At 40.3% G+C, this 19,639-nt stretch carries 18 protein-coding genes and 1 rRNA gene; 10 read left to right on the forward strand and 9 right to left on the reverse strand.

Annotated features, from left to right (window positions below; translation table 11 throughout):
- Nucleotides 1-41 precede the first annotated feature (41 nt).
- Nucleotides 42-497: a DMT family transporter gene (locus LPTSP_RS07425; protein ID WP_108928163.1), complete on the forward strand. Its 456-nt coding sequence runs from the start codon at nt 42-44 to the stop codon at nt 495-497.
- Nucleotides 498-653: 156 nt separating this feature from the next.
- On the opposite strand, the gene LPTSP_RS07430 is transcribed toward LPTSP_RS07425, so the two are convergent.
- The 3 genes from LPTSP_RS07430 to LPTSP_RS07445 all read right to left on the reverse strand — a co-directional run bounded on the left by LPTSP_RS07430 (nt 654) and on the right by LPTSP_RS07445 (nt 3,943).
- Complete coding sequence (locus LPTSP_RS07430; RefSeq protein WP_108928164.1) at nt 654-2,150, reverse strand: ABC-F family ATP-binding cassette domain-containing protein; 1,497 nt, start codon at nt 2,148-2,150, stop codon at nt 654-656.
- A 616-nt stretch (nt 2,151-2,766) separates the two neighbouring features.
- Complete coding sequence (locus LPTSP_RS07440) at nt 2,767-3,174, reverse strand: GFA family protein (protein WP_108928166.1); 408 nt, start codon at nt 3,172-3,174, stop codon at nt 2,767-2,769.
- Nucleotides 3,175-3,355: 181 nt separating this feature from the next.
- Nucleotides 3,356-3,943: a TetR/AcrR family transcriptional regulator gene (locus tag LPTSP_RS07445; RefSeq protein WP_167396416.1), complete on the reverse strand. Its 588-nt coding sequence runs from the start codon at nt 3,941-3,943 to the stop codon at nt 3,356-3,358.
- A 71-nt stretch (nt 3,944-4,014) separates the two neighbouring features.
- Between LPTSP_RS07445 and LPTSP_RS07450 the strand changes: the two genes are divergently transcribed.
- Both LPTSP_RS07450 and LPTSP_RS07455 read left to right on the forward strand, forming a co-directional pair.
- Nucleotides 4,015-4,875, forward strand: a complete 861-nt coding sequence (locus LPTSP_RS07450) for an NmrA/HSCARG family protein (protein ID WP_167396417.1) — start codon at nt 4,015-4,017, stop codon at nt 4,873-4,875.
- A 296-nt stretch (nt 4,876-5,171) separates the two neighbouring features.
- Nucleotides 5,172-6,023, forward strand: a complete 852-nt coding sequence (locus LPTSP_RS07455) for a metal-dependent hydrolase (protein WP_108928169.1) — start codon at nt 5,172-5,174, stop codon at nt 6,021-6,023.
- Nucleotides 6,024-6,146: 123 nt separating this feature from the next.
- On the opposite strand, the gene LPTSP_RS07460 is transcribed toward LPTSP_RS07455, so the two are convergent.
- A complete protein-coding gene (locus LPTSP_RS07460; RefSeq protein WP_108928170.1) occupies nt 6,147-6,872 on the reverse strand; it encodes a sterol desaturase family protein in 726 nt (241 codons plus the stop codon).
- Between the two features lie 77 nt (nt 6,873-6,949).
- On the opposite strand from LPTSP_RS07460, the gene LPTSP_RS07465 reads away from it, so the two are divergent.
- Nucleotides 6,950-7,486 (forward strand): hypothetical protein, encoded by a 537-nt coding sequence (locus LPTSP_RS07465; protein WP_108928171.1) that lies wholly within the window; start codon nt 6,950-6,952, stop codon nt 7,484-7,486.
- Nucleotides 7,487-7,635: 149 nt separating this feature from the next.
- On the opposite strand, the gene LPTSP_RS07470 is transcribed toward LPTSP_RS07465, so the two are convergent.
- From LPTSP_RS07470 to LPTSP_RS07485, 4 genes are all read right to left on the reverse strand, one after another.
- The gene (locus LPTSP_RS07470; RefSeq protein ID WP_108928172.1) at nt 7,636-9,060 is read right to left on the reverse strand and encodes an MATE family efflux transporter; all 1,425 of its coding nucleotides are present in this window, start codon (nt 9,058-9,060) and stop codon (nt 7,636-7,638) included.
- Between the two features lie 270 nt (nt 9,061-9,330).
- Entirely contained in the window at nt 9,331-9,765 is a 435-nt protein-coding gene (locus tag LPTSP_RS07475) for a protein-export chaperone SecB (protein ID WP_108928173.1), read from the reverse strand.
- Nucleotides 9,762-10,226: a helix-turn-helix domain-containing protein gene (locus tag LPTSP_RS07480; RefSeq protein WP_108928174.1), complete on the reverse strand. Its 465-nt coding sequence runs from the start codon at nt 10,224-10,226 to the stop codon at nt 9,762-9,764. The genes LPTSP_RS07475 and LPTSP_RS07480 overlap by 4 nt, the downstream gene beginning before the upstream one ends.
- Nucleotides 10,226-10,657: a type II toxin-antitoxin system RelE/ParE family toxin gene (locus tag LPTSP_RS07485; protein ID WP_108928175.1), complete on the reverse strand. Its 432-nt coding sequence runs from the start codon at nt 10,655-10,657 to the stop codon at nt 10,226-10,228. Before LPTSP_RS07485 ends, LPTSP_RS07480 begins: the two co-directional genes overlap by 1 nt.
- Nucleotides 10,658-10,945: 288 nt before the next feature.
- Here LPTSP_RS07485 and LPTSP_RS07490 point away from each other — a divergent pair, with 288 nt between their 5' ends.
- The 6 genes from LPTSP_RS07490 to LPTSP_RS07510 are packed head-to-tail and all read left to right on the forward strand — an operon-like array spanning nt 10,946 to nt 19,197.
- Nucleotides 10,946-13,351 carry a type I restriction-modification system subunit M gene (locus LPTSP_RS07490; RefSeq protein WP_108928176.1) on the forward strand — a complete coding sequence of 802 codons (2,406 nt, stop codon included), beginning with the start codon at nt 10,946-10,948 and terminating at the stop codon, nt 13,349-13,351.
- The gene (locus LPTSP_RS07495; RefSeq protein WP_108928177.1) at nt 13,342-14,526 is read left to right on the forward strand and encodes a restriction endonuclease subunit S; all 1,185 of its coding nucleotides are present in this window, start codon (nt 13,342-13,344) and stop codon (nt 14,524-14,526) included. Before LPTSP_RS07490 ends, LPTSP_RS07495 begins: the two co-directional genes overlap by 10 nt.
- A complete protein-coding gene (locus LPTSP_RS07500) occupies nt 14,523-15,176 on the forward strand; it encodes a restriction endonuclease (protein ID WP_217350167.1) in 654 nt (217 codons plus the stop codon). The genes LPTSP_RS07495 and LPTSP_RS07500 overlap by 4 nt, the downstream gene beginning before the upstream one ends.
- A gap of 26 nt (nt 15,177-15,202) precedes the next feature.
- Nucleotides 15,203-15,448, forward strand: a complete 246-nt coding sequence (locus LPTSP_RS19215; protein WP_245915501.1) for an endonuclease NucS domain-containing protein — start codon at nt 15,203-15,205, stop codon at nt 15,446-15,448.
- 1 nt (nt 15,449) lies between these two features.
- Nucleotides 15,450-18,485, forward strand: a complete 3,036-nt coding sequence (locus tag LPTSP_RS07505; protein WP_108928178.1) for a type I restriction endonuclease subunit R — start codon at nt 15,450-15,452, stop codon at nt 18,483-18,485.
- Nucleotides 18,478-19,197, forward strand: coding sequence for a M48 family metallopeptidase (locus LPTSP_RS07510; RefSeq protein WP_282432932.1), 720 nt, complete (start codon nt 18,478-18,480; stop codon nt 19,195-19,197). The genes LPTSP_RS07505 and LPTSP_RS07510 overlap by 8 nt, the downstream gene beginning before the upstream one ends.
- Nucleotides 19,198-19,512: 315 nt before the next feature.
- Here LPTSP_RS07510 and LPTSP_RS07515 read toward each other — a convergent pair.
- A 23S ribosomal RNA gene (locus LPTSP_RS07515) occupies nt 19,513-19,639 on the reverse strand; the annotation flags it as partial.

The raw sequence follows: 19,639 nt of genomic DNA on the forward strand, positions 1-19,639 counted from the left end.
AAACAACTCGTAAAAAAATACGGTCGATCCAAGATCAACGTATGAATCTATTATTACCTATAGTCTTTGCGCTTCTTTCTGGACTTGCTATGTCCATACAACCCGGTATCAATTCCATATTAGGCAAAAACATAGAAAGTCCTTGGCTTGCTTCCACCATTTCCTTTTTCGTTGGGACCATAGCGTTAGGGATCATAACTTTTGCTTTAGGAGAAATGAAATCCACTTCGTTCTTAGTGCAAACAATCAAAGAACAACCCTGGTGGATCTGGACCGGAGGATTTTTAGGAGCTATCGTAGTTACTTCCTCCTTAGTTTTTGCACCCAAAATAGGAGCTACGAGCTGGATTGCCTTATTCTTATTAGGCCAAGTAGTCACTTCAATCTTATTGGAAAAATGGGGTATATTAGGATTTCCTGAAAAACCGATCTCAGTCCAAAAGATGATCGGCCTAGGATTATTGGTTCTAAGCGCTTGGCTGGTCAAAAAAGGATGATTGAAATCAACATTCAGTAGTACCGCGGTAGTGATGCGAAGGACTTTAGTCCGGGCTCCGCCCGGATGAGCGCGAATGCGCGAATCCGTAGCAGCACGACTCCCGCAAAGCGGGAGGACCGCCCAAGTAAATCGTAAAAAAGAAAATTAACTTTTCCTAATAGTCCTCGTCGGACCAACCAACGTCTTTGAGGAAGTCTTCGTAAGAACCGTCGAAAATCCGGATCGTATCATTGTCAAAAACGATCAATTTGGTGGCAACAGCTCTAAGATGCATTTCGTTGTGAGTGACCATGATGACGGAACCTTCGAACTCGTCGATGGCTTCGATCAATGCATCGCAGGATTGCATGTCCAAGTGGTTGGTAGGCTCATCCAAAAATAGTAGATGGCAAGGAGTAACTAAAATTTTTCCAAGCATCACCCTACTCTTCTCACCACCCGAAAGTACCTTGATCTTTTTCAAAGACATATCGTCGGAAAACATTAAGCCACCGGCGATAGTTCTCGCGAGCCATTCAGTACAAGATTTATCCGCACTCATGATCTCTTCAGTGACAGTTGCATTCTCGTTCAGATTCAATTTATTCGTCTGACCGAAATAACCTTCCTTCAATACAGGATGTTTTTGTATCCTTCCTGAACTTGGTTGGAGTTCCCCGGCAAGAAGTTTCAAAAGAGTGGATTTACCCTTACCATTCTTACCGATAATACAAATCCGATCTCTCTTTCCAACACTCAAAGAAAAATCTGAAATCAAATAAGGTTCCTGTCCTGAATAAGAGAAAGAAATATTTTCTGCAGACAACATTTGGCTCGCGGCGAAAGGTGCTGCATTAAAATACAATTCCAGACTTTCGATCTCTTCCAATGCCTTCATCTCGCCTTGCTTCTCTAATTTTTTTACTCTAGATTGGGCACGACTTGCAAAACTCGCCTTGGCTTTAAAACGAGCGATAAAGATCTCTTCTTGTTTTCTTTTTTTCGCCTCGTTCAAACGAGTCCTTTCATAAATTTCTTCGGCCTGATTGATCTGATTATAAAGTTTATCCGTATCACCTTGGACCTTGATCGCTTTCGTGCGATGGATCGCAGCAGTATGAGTCACCACACTATCCATAAAACTTCTATCGTGAGTGACTAAAATGATCTCACCTTCCCACTCCCGTAGGAATTCCTCCAACCAACGGATGGTAACAATATCCAGATAGTTATTCGGCTCGTCTAACATGAGTAAGTCGGGACCGGAAACCAGAAGTTTTGCCAAATTCATCCGGATCTGATAACCACCCGAAAACTCCTCCGGGCTTCTTTCCAGATCCGCTTCGGAAAAACCCAAACCGGACAAAACCTTTTCAACCTGCCAAGTCTCGTATTCCTCACCCTCAGGAAGACCGAGCGCACATTCTTCCAACACTGTAGGCTTAGTAAATTTCAAATGCTGTTGTAAATGCCCGATCTTATAACCTTTCGGGACAGTAATTGAACCGGAATCCGGCTCCACATTCCCCAAAATCATCTGAAACAAAGTGGACTTACCGTGACCGTTCCTCCCGACAAGACCCAACTTTTCGCCCCGATTTAAACTCAGATTCAGATCATCGAACAACAAGTTAGAAGTATAAGATTTATGAAGATTAGAAATTTTGATCATGTATGGTAAGCACTCGCGGTTTCTCTATGGCGGAAATTCTAAAGGAGACCAAATCGTATTACACTCGATCGATTTCCTTATTCCTAAGACGTTAACGTCAGTCCGGAGTCTCCTTTAACCAAACTTATAGAAAAGGGTTAGATTTCACGCAAAAATGTTTAGGGATCCTATACCCGACAAGGATTTTAAACGAAAATGGGACTGGTTCGCCTTCCGTTTGGCGATAAAATCCAAACCATAAACGGCTCATTTGTTCTTTTTTTTGTAACTTGAGAAAAAAAATATTTCATGTTTGTTGGTTGCTAATCAACGAGAAGAGAGGAGATTTTCAATTATGGAAAAAATAATAAAAATCAACCGCTACTCTCCCTTCCTTCGCAGAAATATATTCGCGATCCCGAAATCACTTTTGTCCGCCAATGAGATCCAAAAAATTTACGAATTTGATGGGATGCAGAACAATAGAAATCTTCTTACAGAAAAATCAATTTTCATTCGATATATTAATTTAATTTAAAAATTTAATAAATCCGATCGATAATCCGAGGTGATCATAAATTTCACTCATAAAAATTCTTAAGTTTAAAATTCTAAGGCTCCTTATAGAACCTCAAAACTATAAATGTCTGATCTCAGCGGGTTGGTTATGCCAATTATTATTCAAACCGTCTGCATACCATACTGGCGCTTCGATTAAATCATTCAGATCGGCATTATCTAAAGTTGAAATGGCAACGCTTACGAATGCTCCGCCGATTTCTTCAATATACCCTTTCGAGAAGGTTCTTACTCCGCAATTCTTGCAAAAATGATGTTTGCTACTTTTTGAATTAAATTCGTAAAAGCTAAGGCTGTCTTCTCCGCTTAATAAATGAAAGGCGTCCGGTTTAACGATGATGGACCAGTTTCGGACTTTTCTGCAAAAAGAACAGTTGCATCTACCTGTGCCTGCGCTCAAATCTAAATCCGCTTCGTAACGGACCGCGCCGCAATGACAACTTCCAGAATATTTTCTCATGCTCATAGATAACTCCTTTTCGGATCTTAAAAGTGGATCGAATTTTCGGATCCGTATATAGAATATTACAATATAAATATGACAAATTCTGTCATATTTAGAAATCGAGTTTAGAAAAAAGTAAAAATATCTTCGCTTTAAATTCAGGCTTTCTTGTCCGTTTTGAGCGAAAGTGACGGTAAAAAGATCAAACAGATCGTTTACGGACCTTCTTCTTTTTTGCCCCTCTCATAAATAGGATCCAAGCCTTCTCAAAATATTTGGAACGTTTAGATTGAGAACGGAATTCTTTACTCCCCAAAAGAACTTCGTTCAAAGGATATCCTGTCATGACTTGAAGCAACTGAGTAGTCAAAAATTTTGGATCTATAGGATCCAACTCATTGGATTTTTGCGCTGCAATTACAAGATCAAGGATCCTAAGAAAAGAAGGACTTTCTTCGCATTGCAAGTTAGATGCGATCTCGGGCATATGTTCCACTTCGGAAATGGTAATCCTATATAAGTTTGCAATCTGATCCGAAACGATTAACTCTAGTAACCTTCTACAAGATTCCTTTAAAGTTTCGAGAGGACTTTCCTTCTTGCACTCGATCCGAACGAGTAGATCGATAAATTTCTTCTTTTGAAATTCCATCACAGCTAAGAACAGGTCCGATTTCGATTTAAATCGCCTGTAAATCGTATGTTTGCCCGCACTGCAAGCTAAAGCAACCTGCTCAATAGAAGTGGCGGTAAATCCTTGGGTCGTAAAAAGCCCTAAAGCAATATCCAATATCCTGTCGGATATACCCTCAGATACTTTCTTGGGAGGGCGTCCCGTTCTGATCTTGCGGACCTTCATTGGTGTTAGGAGCAACCGGGCAACAAGGCGGAGAGACTACAAAGTATTTACTCAGAAACCGCTGGAAGGTAAGAGCTTTCACTATAAACCCTTCTTCAGAAAATTCCTTAAGGTTGAAAAAGCTTGGAGCGGAAATCTTCCAAGGTGCTATGGAAGATCCTTCTTCCCTTGATTTTGCAATGCGGGACGTATATGGGGTATTCAGCGTTCAACCCCCTGAATGGGAACCGAATGAATCTACAGATGCAAACGAAATTAAAGTAGGTAAGTTAGTCGCTGATTCGTGTAAGAAGGCAAAAGTTTCTCATTTAGTTTACTCTTCAGTAATTGGAGCAGAAAGACAAGCCAGCTTCCGGACCCATAAATGGGAGATAGAAAAATACATACATAGCTTAGGCATACCTTTTACGATCCTAAGACCGACAGGTTTTATGGAAAACTTGATCCATTCTCGCTCAGGTATACCTGGCGGACTTTTGTACGAAACAGTATCTCCGGACAGTCGCATACATTTAATCTCTGTTGAAGATATTGGAGTCTTTGCTGGATTAGCCTTCGAAAATCCGGAAAAATATTCAGGGAGAACGATCGACCTCGTAGGAGATAGTCTAACTTCATTACAAATTGTAGATATACTTTCCATGTATTTGGACAGAAGAATAGAATATATGAGGATACCGCTCGAAACGGTATATTCTCATAACAAAATTTTGGGTTTATTGACAGAGTGGATCAATCGAGAAGGTTATCCGAAAGTGGATCTAGACTCTTTGCGAAGAGAACATCCCGGTCTTCAGAATTTCCCGCAGTGGTTAGAAAAAACCGGAAAGGTAAAGATAGAAGAGGCATCTCTCAAACCTTAGACATTGCGGCCTCCGAGCAGTGTTTGTTTCTATCTTCTTCTCTCCTTTCCTCGTCCTTACAAGCTCTAAATTCAATTTGGTCATTTATTTTTCCAGGATTGGGATTGACCGAATATTGTAGCAATCGTTACAATGATCCAAAAGGTAACTATTCCCTGCGAGATCGGACAAAGCTCAAGGAATAGATAAAAGGTCCGAATCAATATATCTTTTATATTCCCTAATGAGCGGTGAAAATCCAAAGGATGGAGAAAGAAAAATCGAAAATCCAACCGATTCTATATTAGGAGAATATTATGGGCCAAGCGACATCTACAAGAGTCCAACCAAAAATACGTAAACCGAAATTCCCTCTGGAAGACATCGCCAAAGAAAGAGGTTTCGGTAAAAAGATCCCATTCTTTACGGCATTCCTTTCTAGCTTAAGTGTATTGTTTCCAGAAGGAGAACGTTTCTTCATCCGTTCCGTAAAAGCATTCAGCGAAGAAGTCGATCCAGCCTTAAGAAGCGAGATCAAAGCATTCGCAGGACAAGAAGCTGTCCACGGAAACGTTCATGATAAAATGAACGAAAGATTCGTAGAGATCGGTTTGGATTTCCGCAGTCACGAAAAAATATTCTGCTGGTTATTCTTCGACATATTAGAAAAAAATATTTTGAAGCTCTTTCCAGTTTGGGGCAAACGACTTGCTCTTGCAATCACTGCAGCTGCGGAACATTTCACCGCTACTCTCGGAAGATTTTTACTTTCTTTGCCTGAACAACGCGTCTCTTGGATCGATCCTACCAGTTGGAAAGTGATCGAATGGCATGCATTGGAAGAATTAGAACATAAGGCTGTAGCGTATGACGTGTATAAGGCTTCCGGCGGAGGATATTTCACTCGGATACTGGGAATGACGATTGCAGTGCAACTTCTCGGTCTTTTAGCGATCGTGGGCACGATCAGGGCATTATTCTATTTTGGGATTCCGAATCCGAGCCAAATCATTAGAGATCTTCGCTTCTTCTTTGGCATTCCTGGTTTTGCCTGGGCGGTGATCTTTTATATATTAGAATATTATATTCCAGGTTTCCATCCAAACGACCAAGACGATCACAAACTTCTGGAAAAATTTGAAAAGGTCATGACGGCTCACGGATATTAATCGATACTCTAGTGCGTTCCCGCGAGCAGGAACCCCAATAATGGAACCTTTTAAAAAATCTCGCGGGCCCGGACTACATGGTCCGCCTCGCTCCTTACGTCCCCTAACTCGATCCTAGATTCTCTATGGAGAATAAGTATCGAATATCCGGTCCCAAATAGAGGTATAAAAACCGAAATTATGATCTTCATCCTGATGATGTCTTGCATGAAATGTGCTAGTGGTCAGCACTTTGAACAAAGAAGACCTAAGCCATTTTTCAGACAAAGGTTCTACCCCTAAATGACCGATCGCTCCGAATACTACATTCAATCCTAAATAAATAATCATCCCCGCCCAAGAAAAATCATAAGCGCAGATCACCAATAACCAAAGGGCGCCGAAACCAAGAGCCTCCAGAGGATTGAGAACGAATAGAGTCAAAGGACGAGGTTTATCATAATCATGGTGAGTTCTATGAGCGAATGGATAAATAAACCGAATATGAGCAATCCTATGCAGTGCATACATGCCTATATCCATAAGCAAAAAAAGGATCAAAATATCAAATAACGCAAGGCCCCCAATATCATTCCGGAATCGAATAGAACCTGTTCTCCAAAGCCAAAGCCCGATCAATGTAACAATAGTATTAAGGAGTATAGTAGAGATCGCGAATAAGATCTCCTTAGACTCGATTTTGGGAGGGGTCGGAACAATACGGCGATGAGCATAACGTTTAACCAGCAGATTTCCAATATACACCGAACAAGCGAAGATCAGAAGATTTTCAATCAAGAATAATAAAGCAGCCCAAGTATAAGAAATTTCTTGGAGAAATAGAATTACTTCGTTTCCAAAATTATACATAAGTTTTATCGAATTTAAAAATCCACCTTGCAGCAAATAGTCGAAAATGTTAAACTATTCTATCCCGGAAATTAAAAGTGAAACGAGTATCTAGCTTCTTCTACATTTTACTTATATTCTTACAAGTCCAATGCGGGACTTATTTGCTTTTCGATTCATACGAAAAAAAGGCAAAAGGCGACGATACAGATCTATTTCCTCTGCTCTCATTATTAGAATCAAATGGTCTACCCCCTTTAAATGTAGAACCAATCAGTTGGATGAGCTTTCCTAGCGAGCCAGTAATCTTTACAGCGGGGAATAGCGGGAGTTACTCGGTTTCAGGTACTCTTCCATACGGACCCGGTTGTAATATAGTAAACATAACCTTCCTTGGAAGTAAAGAAGGTACGAATGTTACAATTTCAAGTGGCTCAAATGGTGGCAACTGGGGCACCCTCGATTTAGATGACTGTTTTCCCAACTACTCAGATAGTTTTAATATTAGCGGTTCAACTCCTGGAAAGGCTCGAGTAGTCTATAGAGTTTTTAATAATGTATATAACGGATGGTTCCCGGATTTAAAGGCGGGACAAATTATCGGTGTCGTAAATGTGACCATAACAGCCGATTAGCAAATAGGCCGGCTTCGGAATAAAATAATACTATAAATGAAGTATTATTAATTATTCAAAAAGCGGTTTCGGTCACTTCAATTTTCCTATCGGAAATCAATGCTCACGTTACCGCCTCATACACTACAACGATGTTCAAGTAATTGAATTCAAACCTTCGAAGTCTTCCATCCACCTTTTCGGAATAACCAAAGAGTGAACAATCCCACAGAAGTTTCCGTGATCATACTTGCCCAAAATACTCCAGAGTATCCGAAAGAAAGAACCTTCGCCAAAACGTAAGCAAAAGGAATTTGAAGCATCCAAAAAAAGACAAGATTGATTAACGTAGGAGTGGTAGTATCTCCCGCCCCGTTAAAGGCCTGAACACTGACCATCCACCAAGCATATACAAAATAGGAATAGGAAACTATCCCTAACCACTCAGAACCGATAGAGATCACTTTCGCGTCATCAGAAAAGATCGACATAAGAGATTCTCTGAAAATAAAATAGCAGATGGAAACTCCGATTAGAAAGACCATATTCCATACCCCAACAATCCAAACAGACCTTTCTGCACGATCCGGTTTCCCCGCTCCTAAATTCTGGCCAACTAACGTCGCAACTGCGTTCGACATTCCCCAAGAAGGCATTAGAGTAAACATCATGATCCGAAGAGCGATCGTAGCTCCTGCTACCGCCTCACTCCCAAATTCAGAAATAATCCTAACAAGAAAGATCCAAGAAGTCATTCCGATAATAGTTTGTCCGATCCCACCAAGAGAAGTGCGAACTATATCTGAGATGATTTTCCAGTGAATACTAATTTGGGAACGAAGCACTCGGATATGTTTTCCACCTTTTAGAAGCAGATAGATTTGAAAAAGAACTCCGACCCCTCTTCCGATATTCGTAGCGATGGCGGCACCTTCGATGCCCATAGCCGGGACTGGACCAAAGCCGAAGATAAAGATCGGATCCAGGATCATATTAAGACCATTAGAAATCCATAAAACTCTCATTGCGATTGCTGCGTCTCCCGCACCTCTAAAAACCGCATTGAGTCCGAACAAAAGCATGATTACGATATTTCCGCCAAAGATCCATTGAGTATAACGAGATCCATGCTCCACAACCCAAGGATCTCCACCCATGAGTGAAAGAAGATCTTTCGCAAACCAAACTCCGAAGATAGCAAAAGGTAACGAAACAAGTATGGAGAGAAAAACGGATTGAACAGCGGCAATCCCGGCTTGTTCCTTATCCCCTTCTCCGATCCTTCTAGCGATGATCGCGGTCACTGCAGTGGACATCCCAATGGCGAGAGAATACAGAAGAAACAAATATGTCTCGGTAAGCCCGACTGCGGCAACTGCAGAAGGACCTAAAGCGCCCACAAAATAAATATCAACAACTGCAAATGCAGACTCCATGACCAATTCCAAAACCATCGGAACAGATAGTAGGAAAACGGCCTTGCCGAGCGAAATCTGTGTGTAATCCGCTTCCGTTCCCGTAAGCGCTTTTCTTAATTCTCTCCAAAGGGAAGTTCCTTTGGGTTCTAACTTTGGATCTTTTTGTATAGCTTCCATAAATATAGCCTGTGGCGATCATACTCATTCCTCTCACTGGAAAAGACAAAACATTTTGCACCTTAAAACCAAAAAGCCGAAGTTTGCACCCTCGTTCAGCTTGGCGTTCCCGCGAGTAAAACACCAATAATAGCACTTTTGTTGAAAACTCGCGGGCCGGGCTACTGAAGATAGTGAAGCAAAATTTCAAACGGACTCCAAAAGTCCGAATCAACACATTGCATACTAACGCAGCGGGGGGAGAGAAAAATAGAAGAACTCAGTTATCTATTATACTACCTTTCCTTCTTCCAGCTCCTTCTCATATTGATCTACAAATTCAAATACATTGATAATAGGAAAGGGTGAAGATTGAACACCAGATCTTTGCAGAATTGCCTGGATGGTTTCTCGAACGTAAGGAATTAGCACAGCAACAGCGTTATATTTTAAGAACCTTTCAAACTCAGTTTGTCCAGCACCTATGTTTTGAAAAACGCCAACATATTCCACGTAACATTCCATAGTTTGATCGTCATTCGTCAATCGGATCCCAAAATGTCGGGCGGAAACTCCATCTTCGACATTTGATTCCGTAAAAATTGTGGGGAAAAAATTTATGCTGCTATTCTCTTTTAAGATTGGAGCTCTCCGGAATTCGCAAGCAACCATTACGGCATAATTGAACCGAACTTTATTGACAGACTTGTCTTCTGATTGATTCATACAGCTTTACCAATCCAATCGGAAGAATTGCCATTTGACTGGTCTTTTACAATATTATCCTTATCAAATCGTAAAATTGCCCATCCGTTATTCTCAATTTGTCCTTCTTGGGTATGCTCTCGTTTTTCAAATTTATACTGAGATCCAAACTTTATATGCCGAAAATAATCTGTTCCGATTGGACAACTCTCTTGTATATAATGTCTTCCTAATTTAAATAATACCCTGGAGATTTGTTTTACTGTTATATTTTCAGCTCCACTCAATAAACGAGATACGTATCCAGGAGTGACCTCTAAAGAGGCGGCCAATTGTTTTTGGTTCCATCCGGCCCCCTGCATCGCATTGAAAATCAGCTCGGCGGTCTGCATGACCGCATCAGTCTCCACGCGCATCAAATCCAACTTAGCCGTAGTGGATTCGCTTAAACCATCAGACACGAAGTCATATCTATCGATCATTATCTATTCCTTAAAAAAGAAGCACGGATTTTCTCCGCTCTCTCTATCTCTTCCTTTTTCGTTCTCTGCTGCTTTTTTACGAACTGGTGCGTAAGAACGATTACAGCTTGGTTATCAGGATCGTAAAAGAAGAAGACCCTTAGCCCAGTTTCTATAATTTTAAATTCGAATAACTCACCTCCTAACTTTTTAATCTGGGTATTAATAAACCAAGGTCCAGATTCAGAGAATCTTCGGAAATAGTGATCTAATCTCCGAAAGTTCATGAGTTCGGCAGATTTGCCGGAAAGCTCTTCCAGTCGCTTTTTCAAATCCGAAAAATATTCAAAGAACGGTGAATCTCCGTTTTCCGCAATTGCAGCTATTATACTGAACCTCTTTCCTTTTTGGATTAACCAGCCACCATGTTCTTTTCTATTCTTGGCTTCCACAATCTTAGACTTTACTTATAGGTAAACAAGCTTTTTTAATCAAGCCTACTCCTGAATTATGTCAATTTTTGAAAATGACCGCCTTCCTAGTCTCTACTTTTTTAACCGCCGAAGTCCGGAATCTACATTCAAAAATTTGTCCGGGCCAGGGATGATAATGATTAATGACACAAATTGACGAGGACGAAACGCTTTGTAAGGAAAACTTAATAAAGCCTTGCGAGTCTATCTTACGAAGAAATTATAACTATTCTAGAAAGAAACTTTTGGGAATCGAAGCTCAGGCTTATGGCAATTAAAAAATCAGAATTATATTCATCTCTTTGGGCAAGCTGCGACGAATTACGAGGAGGAATGGACGCGTCCCAATACAAGGATTACGTTCTTGTAATGCTTTTTGTGAAATACATCAGCGACCGTTATTCAGGCGAAAAATTCTCTCCGATTGTTATCCCAAAGGGAGCTAGTTTTCAAGATATGATCGCTCTCAAAGGCAAAAAGACCATTGGGGATGATATTAATAAAAAAATCCTAGGACCCATTGGAGAGGCCAATCAAATCTCCGATTTCCCTGATTTTAATGACGTAAACAAATTAGGAAGCGGTCAAGATATGGTGGATAAGCTCACCAATCTGATTGGCATTTTCGAGAATCCAGCCTTAAACTTTTCTAACAATCGAGCGGATGGGGACGATATCCTAGGGGATGCATACGAGTATCTGATGCGCCATTTTGCTACGGAGAGTGGAAAGAGTAAGGGGCAATTCTATACTCCTTCCGAAGTGAGTCGCATTATGGCAAAAGTAATCGGAGTTTCGGCCAGCAATCGTTCCGATATTACTGCGTATGATCCAACCGCTGGATCCGGTTCCCTGCTCCTCAAAGTCGCAGACGAAGCGGGAAAAAAACTAACGCTCTATGGCCAAGAGATGGATGTCGCAACTGCGTCGTTAGCTAGGATGAATATGATTCTCCACGACAATCCATCAGCTCTCATCAGACAAGGGAACACACTTTCTAATCCGCTTTTTTTATCGGATAAAGGTTCTTTAAAACAATTCGACTATTTTGTATCCAACCCTCCTTTTTCTTTTAAGTCTTGGAGCAATGGAGTAGATCCTGTCAATGATCCATATGAGAGATTCAAAAACTTCGGAATTCCCCCTTCCAAAAACGGAGACTTTGCATTTTTACTCCATGCCGTCCGGTCTTTGAAAAGTACAGGAAAAGGAGCGATCATTCTTCCACATGGGGTTCTGTTTCGAGGAAATGCAGAAGCAGAGATTCGAAAAAATCTGATCCAAAAAGGATACATCAAAGGAATAATTGGACTTCCTGCTAACTTGTTTTACGGAACAGGAATACCAGCATGCATCCTAGTCATCGATAAAGAAAAGGCCGAAACAAGACAAGAGCTCTTTATCATCGATGCCTCCAAAGGATTTATTAAAGACGGAAACAAAAACCGACTCCGAGAACAGGATATCCACAAGATTGTAGATATTTTTAATAAACAGATCGAACTTCCCAAATATAGCAGAAGGGTTCCCGTATCTGAAATCCGAGAGAAGGAATACAATTTAAATATCCCAAGATACATCGATAGCCAAGAAGAAGAGGACATCCAAGATATAGAAGCACATCTCCAGGGAGGAATCCCAAAATCGGATATAGATGCGTTGCATTCTTATTGGGAAATTTGTCCCGGTCTCTCCTATTCACTATTTGTGGAGGACCGAAAAGGGTATATGAAATTAAAGATTCCGAAAGAAGAAATCAAAAAAACGATTTTTGCCAATCCTGAATTTCTGGAGTTCGGAAAACGAGTGGGAACAATCTTTTCGAAATGGAAAGAAGAGTATCTGGAATTCTGCAAATCGATCGGAAAGACCACAAAACCAAAACTCTTTATCCAAGAACTTTCCGAATCTCTTTTAGATACTTTTAGCTCCATTCCTTTACTCGATAAATATGATGTCTACCAACACCTCATGACTCATTGGTTGGAATCCATGCAGGATGACGTGTATCTCATTGTAGAAGATGGTTGGAAGGTCGGCACCGAAATAGAAACCGAGTTAGACAAAAAAGGCAAAATCCTCCGTCAGGATGGAAAGCTGATCCCAAAATCGATTATCGGCCGAATTTTTTTCCAAGAAGAACTCAGTCACATAGAAATCTTAGAATCAGAACGGGACACTTTGGTTCAAAAATTAGAAGAACTGGAAGAAGAGCAAGGAGGAGAAGAAGGGCTGCTTGCTGAATGCAAGACGGAGAAAGACAGCCTTTCCCCTAAGCTCGCCTTGGCCCGACTCAAAACAATACATTCCGATCCGGATGCCAAGGAAGAAAAACATGCCATAGAAACATATCTACAGTTTGCCGATAAAGAAAGCGAGTCCAACCGTAAGATCAAAAATGCAGAAAAAGAATTAGAAACCAAGATCTTAGCAAAGTACAAATCCTTAAAAACCGAAGAAATCAAAACTTTGGTAGTAGAAGAAAAATGGTTCCGACAACTTTCCGAAGACGTCCAGTCCGAACAAAATCGGATCAGCCAAAGACTTACCGGACGCATCCAAGAACTGGCGGAACGTTATGAAACACCCGTGAAAGATATCCTTTCCGAAGTGGAATCCTTAGAATCCAAGGTAAATTCCCATCTGGAAAAAATGGGGTTCGTATGGAAGTGAGGAAGGGATATAAGCAAACGGAAGTGGGGATCATTCCGGAAGATTGGGAGGTAGCAACGCTTGGAAACCTCATAAATAATATCGAGTATGGGTCTTCGACCAAATCGAAATTCGTTGGTAAAATTCCAGTATTGCGAATGGGCAATATCCAAGACGGGAAGATCGATTGGGATAATCTTGTCTTCACAGACAATGAAACAGAGATTCAAAAGTATTTATTAAATAAAGGCAATGTACTTTTCAATAGGACCAATACAATTGACCTTGTAGGAAAAACAGCGATTTATAATGGCGAACGTCCCGCAATTTTCGCGGGATATCTGATTCGCATAAAAGTTTCAGATTCCCTACTTAATGCTGAATACTTAAATTATTTCCTTAATACAAAACCTGCAAAAAAACACGGTAGGTTAGTTTTAAGTATTGCGGTAGGCCAAGCAAATATCAATGGGCAAAAATTAAAAAAATATCCAATCCCGCGCCCTCCCACTCTCGCCGAACAAGAAGCGATTGCCACAGTCCTCTCAGACACCGATGCCCTGATCGCTCGATTAGAAACTCTTCTCTCTAAAAAACGACAGATTAAACAAGGAGCAATGCAAGAGCTTCTAACAGGAAAGCGGAGATTGCCGGGGTTTACTGTAGAATGGGAAACGAAGAATCTTGCTGATGTATGCAATAAAATTACCACAGGAAAATTAGACGCAAATGCCATGTCAGAAACTGGCGAATATAGATTTTATACATGTGCGAAAGAATACTATTATATCGATTACTACGCTTTTAATACCGAAGCCTTACTAATTTCTGGAAATGGAGCTAACGTGGGCTATATTCATTATTTTAAAGGGAAATTCAACGCTTATCAAAGAACTTATGTTTTAACCGATTTCACAGCAAATCCGATTTATTTGAAGATATATTTGGAATCAAACTTCAAAAATCGAATCAATACAGAAGTCAATGCTGGAAATACTCCGTACATTAAAATGAATACGATTTCAGAGATGGATATAAAACTCCCCCCTACTCTCGCAGAACAAACCGCCATCGCGACAGTCCTGTCCGACATAGATTCCGAAATCGAAGCCTTGGAAAAAAAGATCTCCAAATACAAACAGATCAAACAAGGAATGATGCAAAAATTACTTACGGGAGAAATCCGCCTTGTATGAAACAATATTTCCGGATCATGTTAGGAAGAAAGAGTATTTACGCAGACCAATGCATACGTGAAGGATTCATCGGTTGCGATTTCGATATCTATGAGGATCTGACAAGTAAACTTCCGGAAAACTGGAAAGAGTTTAATCGGAAATACATTCCAGTCTATCTACAAGCTAATCCCGAAAAAGGAAAAGTTTCCGCCGGGCTCGCCTGCGGGGCCTTGTATACAATTGCCAAAGGAATCCAGATTGGAGATATCGTTCTCTCTCCTAATGGCTTTGGAGGGTACGCCATTGGAGAAGTGACGGAAAATTATTGGTATGAATCAGGGGCAATTCTCCCTCATCGGAGGAAAGTCCATTGGTACCAAAGAGTCATAGACCGTAGGGAAATGAGTCAGGAATTGCGAAATTCTTCCGGATCCATCGGAACTGTGAGCGATGTTTCTCGTTATGCGTCGGAAATCGAATCCTTTTTGGTCGGTCCCAAACTCCCCACTTTATATTCCACAGATGAAACTGTAGAGGATCCGAATGTTTTTGCATTAGAAAAACATTTAGAAGATTTTCTCGTTGCCAATTGGGGCCAAACCGAACTTGGGAAAAAATACGATATTTTTGAAGAGGAAGTGAGCCTGTTGGCCAGCAATATCGGGTAGATAGTGGAAATATCGACATTTTAGCAATTAGCAAAGACAAAAAAGAACTGCTGGTCGTCGAACTCAAAAAAGGAAGAGCCAGCGATTCTGTAGTTGGACAAATCCAACGTTATATGGGCTTTGTCCTCCAAGAATTAGCCGAAGAAAACCAGACCGTAAAAGGAATTATCATTGCTTTAGAAGATGATCCTAAAATAAAAAGAGCGCTTGCTGTAACTCAAAATATCGAATTCTATCGTTACCAAATCCAATTCAAGTTGCTCAAAAGTTAATATGGACAAGATCGGACAATCGGAGAAAACCACCCAGGATAGGATCGTTCGCCTTTTCCAGGAAGAGTTAGGATATTCTTTTCTGGGAAATTGGAAATCCCGAAGCAATTCCAATGTCGAATCCACTCTGCTGACTGATTATTTAAAAAGATGCAAAATCCCGGACACTCAGATCGATCGCACTTTGGACATTCTGAAAAGAACCGCTACAAACTACGAAAAGACACTATATGAGAAAAACAAGGAATTCTATTCTTTACTTCGGTATGGAGTCCCGGTCAAGGAAGAAGTAGGCGAAAATACACTTACCATTCCGGTCATAGATTGGGAAAATCCTACGCGGAACGATTTTGCCATCGCAGAAGAAGTGACAGTCTATGGCCGGGCAGAAAAAAGACCGGACTTAGTATTGTATGTAAATGGAATTGCGTTGGCAGTCATCGAGCTTAAGAGCAGTACCCATTCCATCGGGGAAGGAATTCGCCAGAGCATTCTAAATCAAAGACCAGAATTCATTCAGGATTTTTTCTCTACAGTTCAATTTATTTTTGCCGGAAACGATACCGAGGGTTTGCGTTACGGAACTATCGAAACCAAAGAAAAATATTTTCTAAAATGGAAGGAAGATGTCGAAGACGTATCCAGACTCCAAATCGATAAGTATTTTCTTAAACTCTGTAATAAGCAAAGACTTTTAGAGATCACCCATAATTTCACTCTATTCGATGGAGGTACCAAAAAACTTCCTCGCCCCCATCAGTATTTCGCAATCAAAGCCGCCCAAAAATTTGTAGAACGAAAAGAAGGAGGGATTATCTGGCATACCCAAGGTAGTGGCAAAAGTATTCTGATGGTATTTCTCGCAAAATGGATTTTGGAAAACAATCCGAATGCCAGGGTTGCAATCATCACAGACCGCGAAGAGTTGGATAAGCAGATCAAAAAGGTGTTTGAGCAGGCAGGCGAGAAAATATATCGAACGAGTAGCGGTCAGGACCTATTAAAACAATTAGGCCAACCAAGACCAAGGCTCCTCTGCTCATTGATCCATAAATTTGGAAGAAGGGATGTGGATGATTTCAATGCCTTCTTAAACGAAATCAAAAATTCCTCTGTTGTCCCTCAAGGTGAACTTTTCGTTTTTGTAGACGAAGCCCATCGCACCCAATCTGGAAAACTCCAACTTTTAATGAAGGCAATCTTAAAGACCGCCGTGTTCATCGGTTTTACAGGCACCCCGCTCCTTAAGAAAGATAAAAAAACTACCTTAGAAGTTTTCGGAAGGTACATCCACACTTATAAATTCAACGAAGCCGTAGAGGACGAAGTCGTATTAGATCTGATGTACGAGGCTCGTGATATCGACCAAAGACTCTCTTCTCCGGAAAAAGTGGACACTTGGTTCCAAGCAAAGACAAAAGGACTCAATAATTATCAAAAACATGAGTTAAAAAAGAAATGGGGCACGATGCAAAAGGTTCTGAGTTCCAAATCCAGAATGGAAAAGATCGTCCAAGATATAATTTTCGATTTTAGCACGAAACCTATTCTAAGTTCGGAGTATGGAAACGCAATTTTGGTCGCAGGAAGTATATATGAAGCTTGTAAATACTACGAACTATTTCAGAACACGGAACTGAAGAATAAATCCGCTATCATTACTTCTTACAATCCATCTACAGGAGATATCCGAACGGAAGATACCGGCGAGAATACTGAAACGGAAAAAGAATTTATCTATAAAACGTATAAAAATCTGTTAGGGATCAAATCGACAGAATCTTATGAAGATGATGCGAAACAGAGCTTTATCGAGGCGCCTGTGAAAATGAAATTGTTAATCGTGGTGGATAAACTTTTAACCGGCTTCGATGCGCCTTCTTGCTCCTATATTTATTTAGATAAATCAATGCAGGACCATGGACTCTTCCAAGCAATCTGCAGGGTTAATCGATTGGATGGAGAGGAGAAACAATTCGGTTATATTATAGATTATAAAGATTTATTCAAGAAAGTAGAAAATGCCGTCGCCGTTTATACTTCTGAAATGGATTTAACAAATGCCACAAGGGAAGATAGCGAAATCATCCTTAAAGATCGTTTAAAGACAGCCAAAGATAAATTAGAGAATGCACTAGAAGAAATAGAGATACTCTGCGAATCAGTCGAACACCCAAAATCCCTGCTTCATTATATTCAGTATTTTTGCGGAAATCCCGAAGTTCCTGAAGAATTAAGAGATACAGAATTTAGACGAGCCTCACTTTACAAATTAACTGCAAATTTAGTTCGATCTTTTTCAAATATTTGTAACGAACTCGAAGAAGCAAATTTTACATCAACCGAAATCGAAAGAATTCACGAGCGAGTTGAATTCTATCGCGACTTGAGGGAAACAATCCGAAGAGCGAGTAATGAAATTATTGATCTCAAATCGTATGAAGCGGATATGCACTTCTTGATCGATCACTATATCCAGGCCGATGAATCGAGAAAAATATCCCGTTTCGATGATATGGCACTTTTGGATATTATAGAAAAATTAGGTATTGCGAAAGCCATCGAAGCTCTACCACAAGCAATCCAAGTTGACCATGAAGCATCGGCGGAAACAATTGAAAACAATATTCGCCAGAAAATCATCCAAAATCATCTGTCAGATCCAGCATTCTATAGCGAGATGAGTGAATTACTATTTTCGCTGATTCAGAGAAGAAAATTTGAAGCTTTAAACTATGAAACGTATCTTCAATCTATTGCTGCAATAGCAATGCGAGTTTCCAAAGGACAAAATGACGACCTTCCGAAAAGTTTGAAATCAAAAGGACTGCGAGCTCTTTACAATAACCTTGGAAAGAATGAAGAATTAGCTCAGAAAATTCATTCCGCAATCCTCACTGAAAAGCCCGACGGGTGGAAAGGGAACGAGCTAAAGGAAAGAGTCCTAAAGCATGCGCTCTACAAAGCGCTGGACAAAAACGCGGAAGAAGTGGAAAGAATCTTTAAAATCCTGGTAGAGCAGCCGGAATATGAATAAAAACGAATTTGAATTGGGTGGAGTCTATATTGAAGTAATCCAGAAAGAAATTCAAAATCTCCATCTAAGTGTATATCCGCCTAACGGAAGGGTTAGAATTTCTGCCCCCAAAGAAATGGATATGGATACCATTCGGATCTATACAATTTCGAAATTTTCCTGGATCAAGAAGCAACAGAGAAAATTCAAAGCTCAAGCCAGAGAAACGAAAAGAGACTACATCTCCAGAGAGAGTCATTATTACTTAGGAAGACGATATCTATTGCGAATCTTCAAAGGTTCTACCCGACCTAGCATTGAAAGAAAATATTCCTATATCGATCTCTGCGTTCCTCCCGGAATTTCAAAAATGAAAAAGCACACGCTAATACTAGATTGGTATAGAAAAGAACTTAAGCAGATTTCTGAACCGATTTTCAATCATTGGGTACGTAAATTGAATTTGAATAACGTGGAATTTTCAATCCGCATTATGAAAACGAGATGGGGATCATGTAATAGAGAAAAACGAAAAATTTGGCTTAATTTAGAATTAGTTAAAAAACCAAAAGAATGCATTGAATATATTATCGTACATGAGCTACTTCATTTTTTCGAAAAAAACCATTCTCCACGATTCAACTCTTTGATGAGCAAGTATTGCTCAAACTGGAAAGATTTAAGAGAAAAACTCAATCGACTCCCGATCAGCCATATTGATTGGGAATACTGATTAAATTTCTAACAGAAATAACTCACATAATCGCTCTGCTTCGTATCACACGCGAAAATCTATTTTCGTTAACACATCCCCATCCCCCCACCAAATAAAAAAGCCGAAGGCTTTCACCATCGGCTTTAAGTGTAGATTACTTCTACAAACGTTATAACTGCGAATATTTCACACTGTTGCTGATCATCTTGTATGGATGTTCATGTTAGCATCCACTTGGAAGGTGGATGCTATATTGGCGTTGTCACCACCGAAAAAAGAAGTAAGTCTTTTCTCGGTTTTACTCTATAGAACATAACGTTCTAATTTCGTAATATGGTCAAGCCTCACGAGCTATTAGTATCACTCGACTCAATGTGTTACCACACTTACATCTGTGACCTATCAACCGGGTCATCTTCCCGGGCTCTTCAGGGGGTTACCCCCAGGGAGATCTTATCTT

Origin of the sequence: Leptospira johnsonii, from assembly GCF_003112675.1 — a bacterium.
Lineage (GTDB): Bacteria > Spirochaetota > Leptospiria > Leptospirales > Leptospiraceae > Leptospira_B > Leptospira_B johnsonii.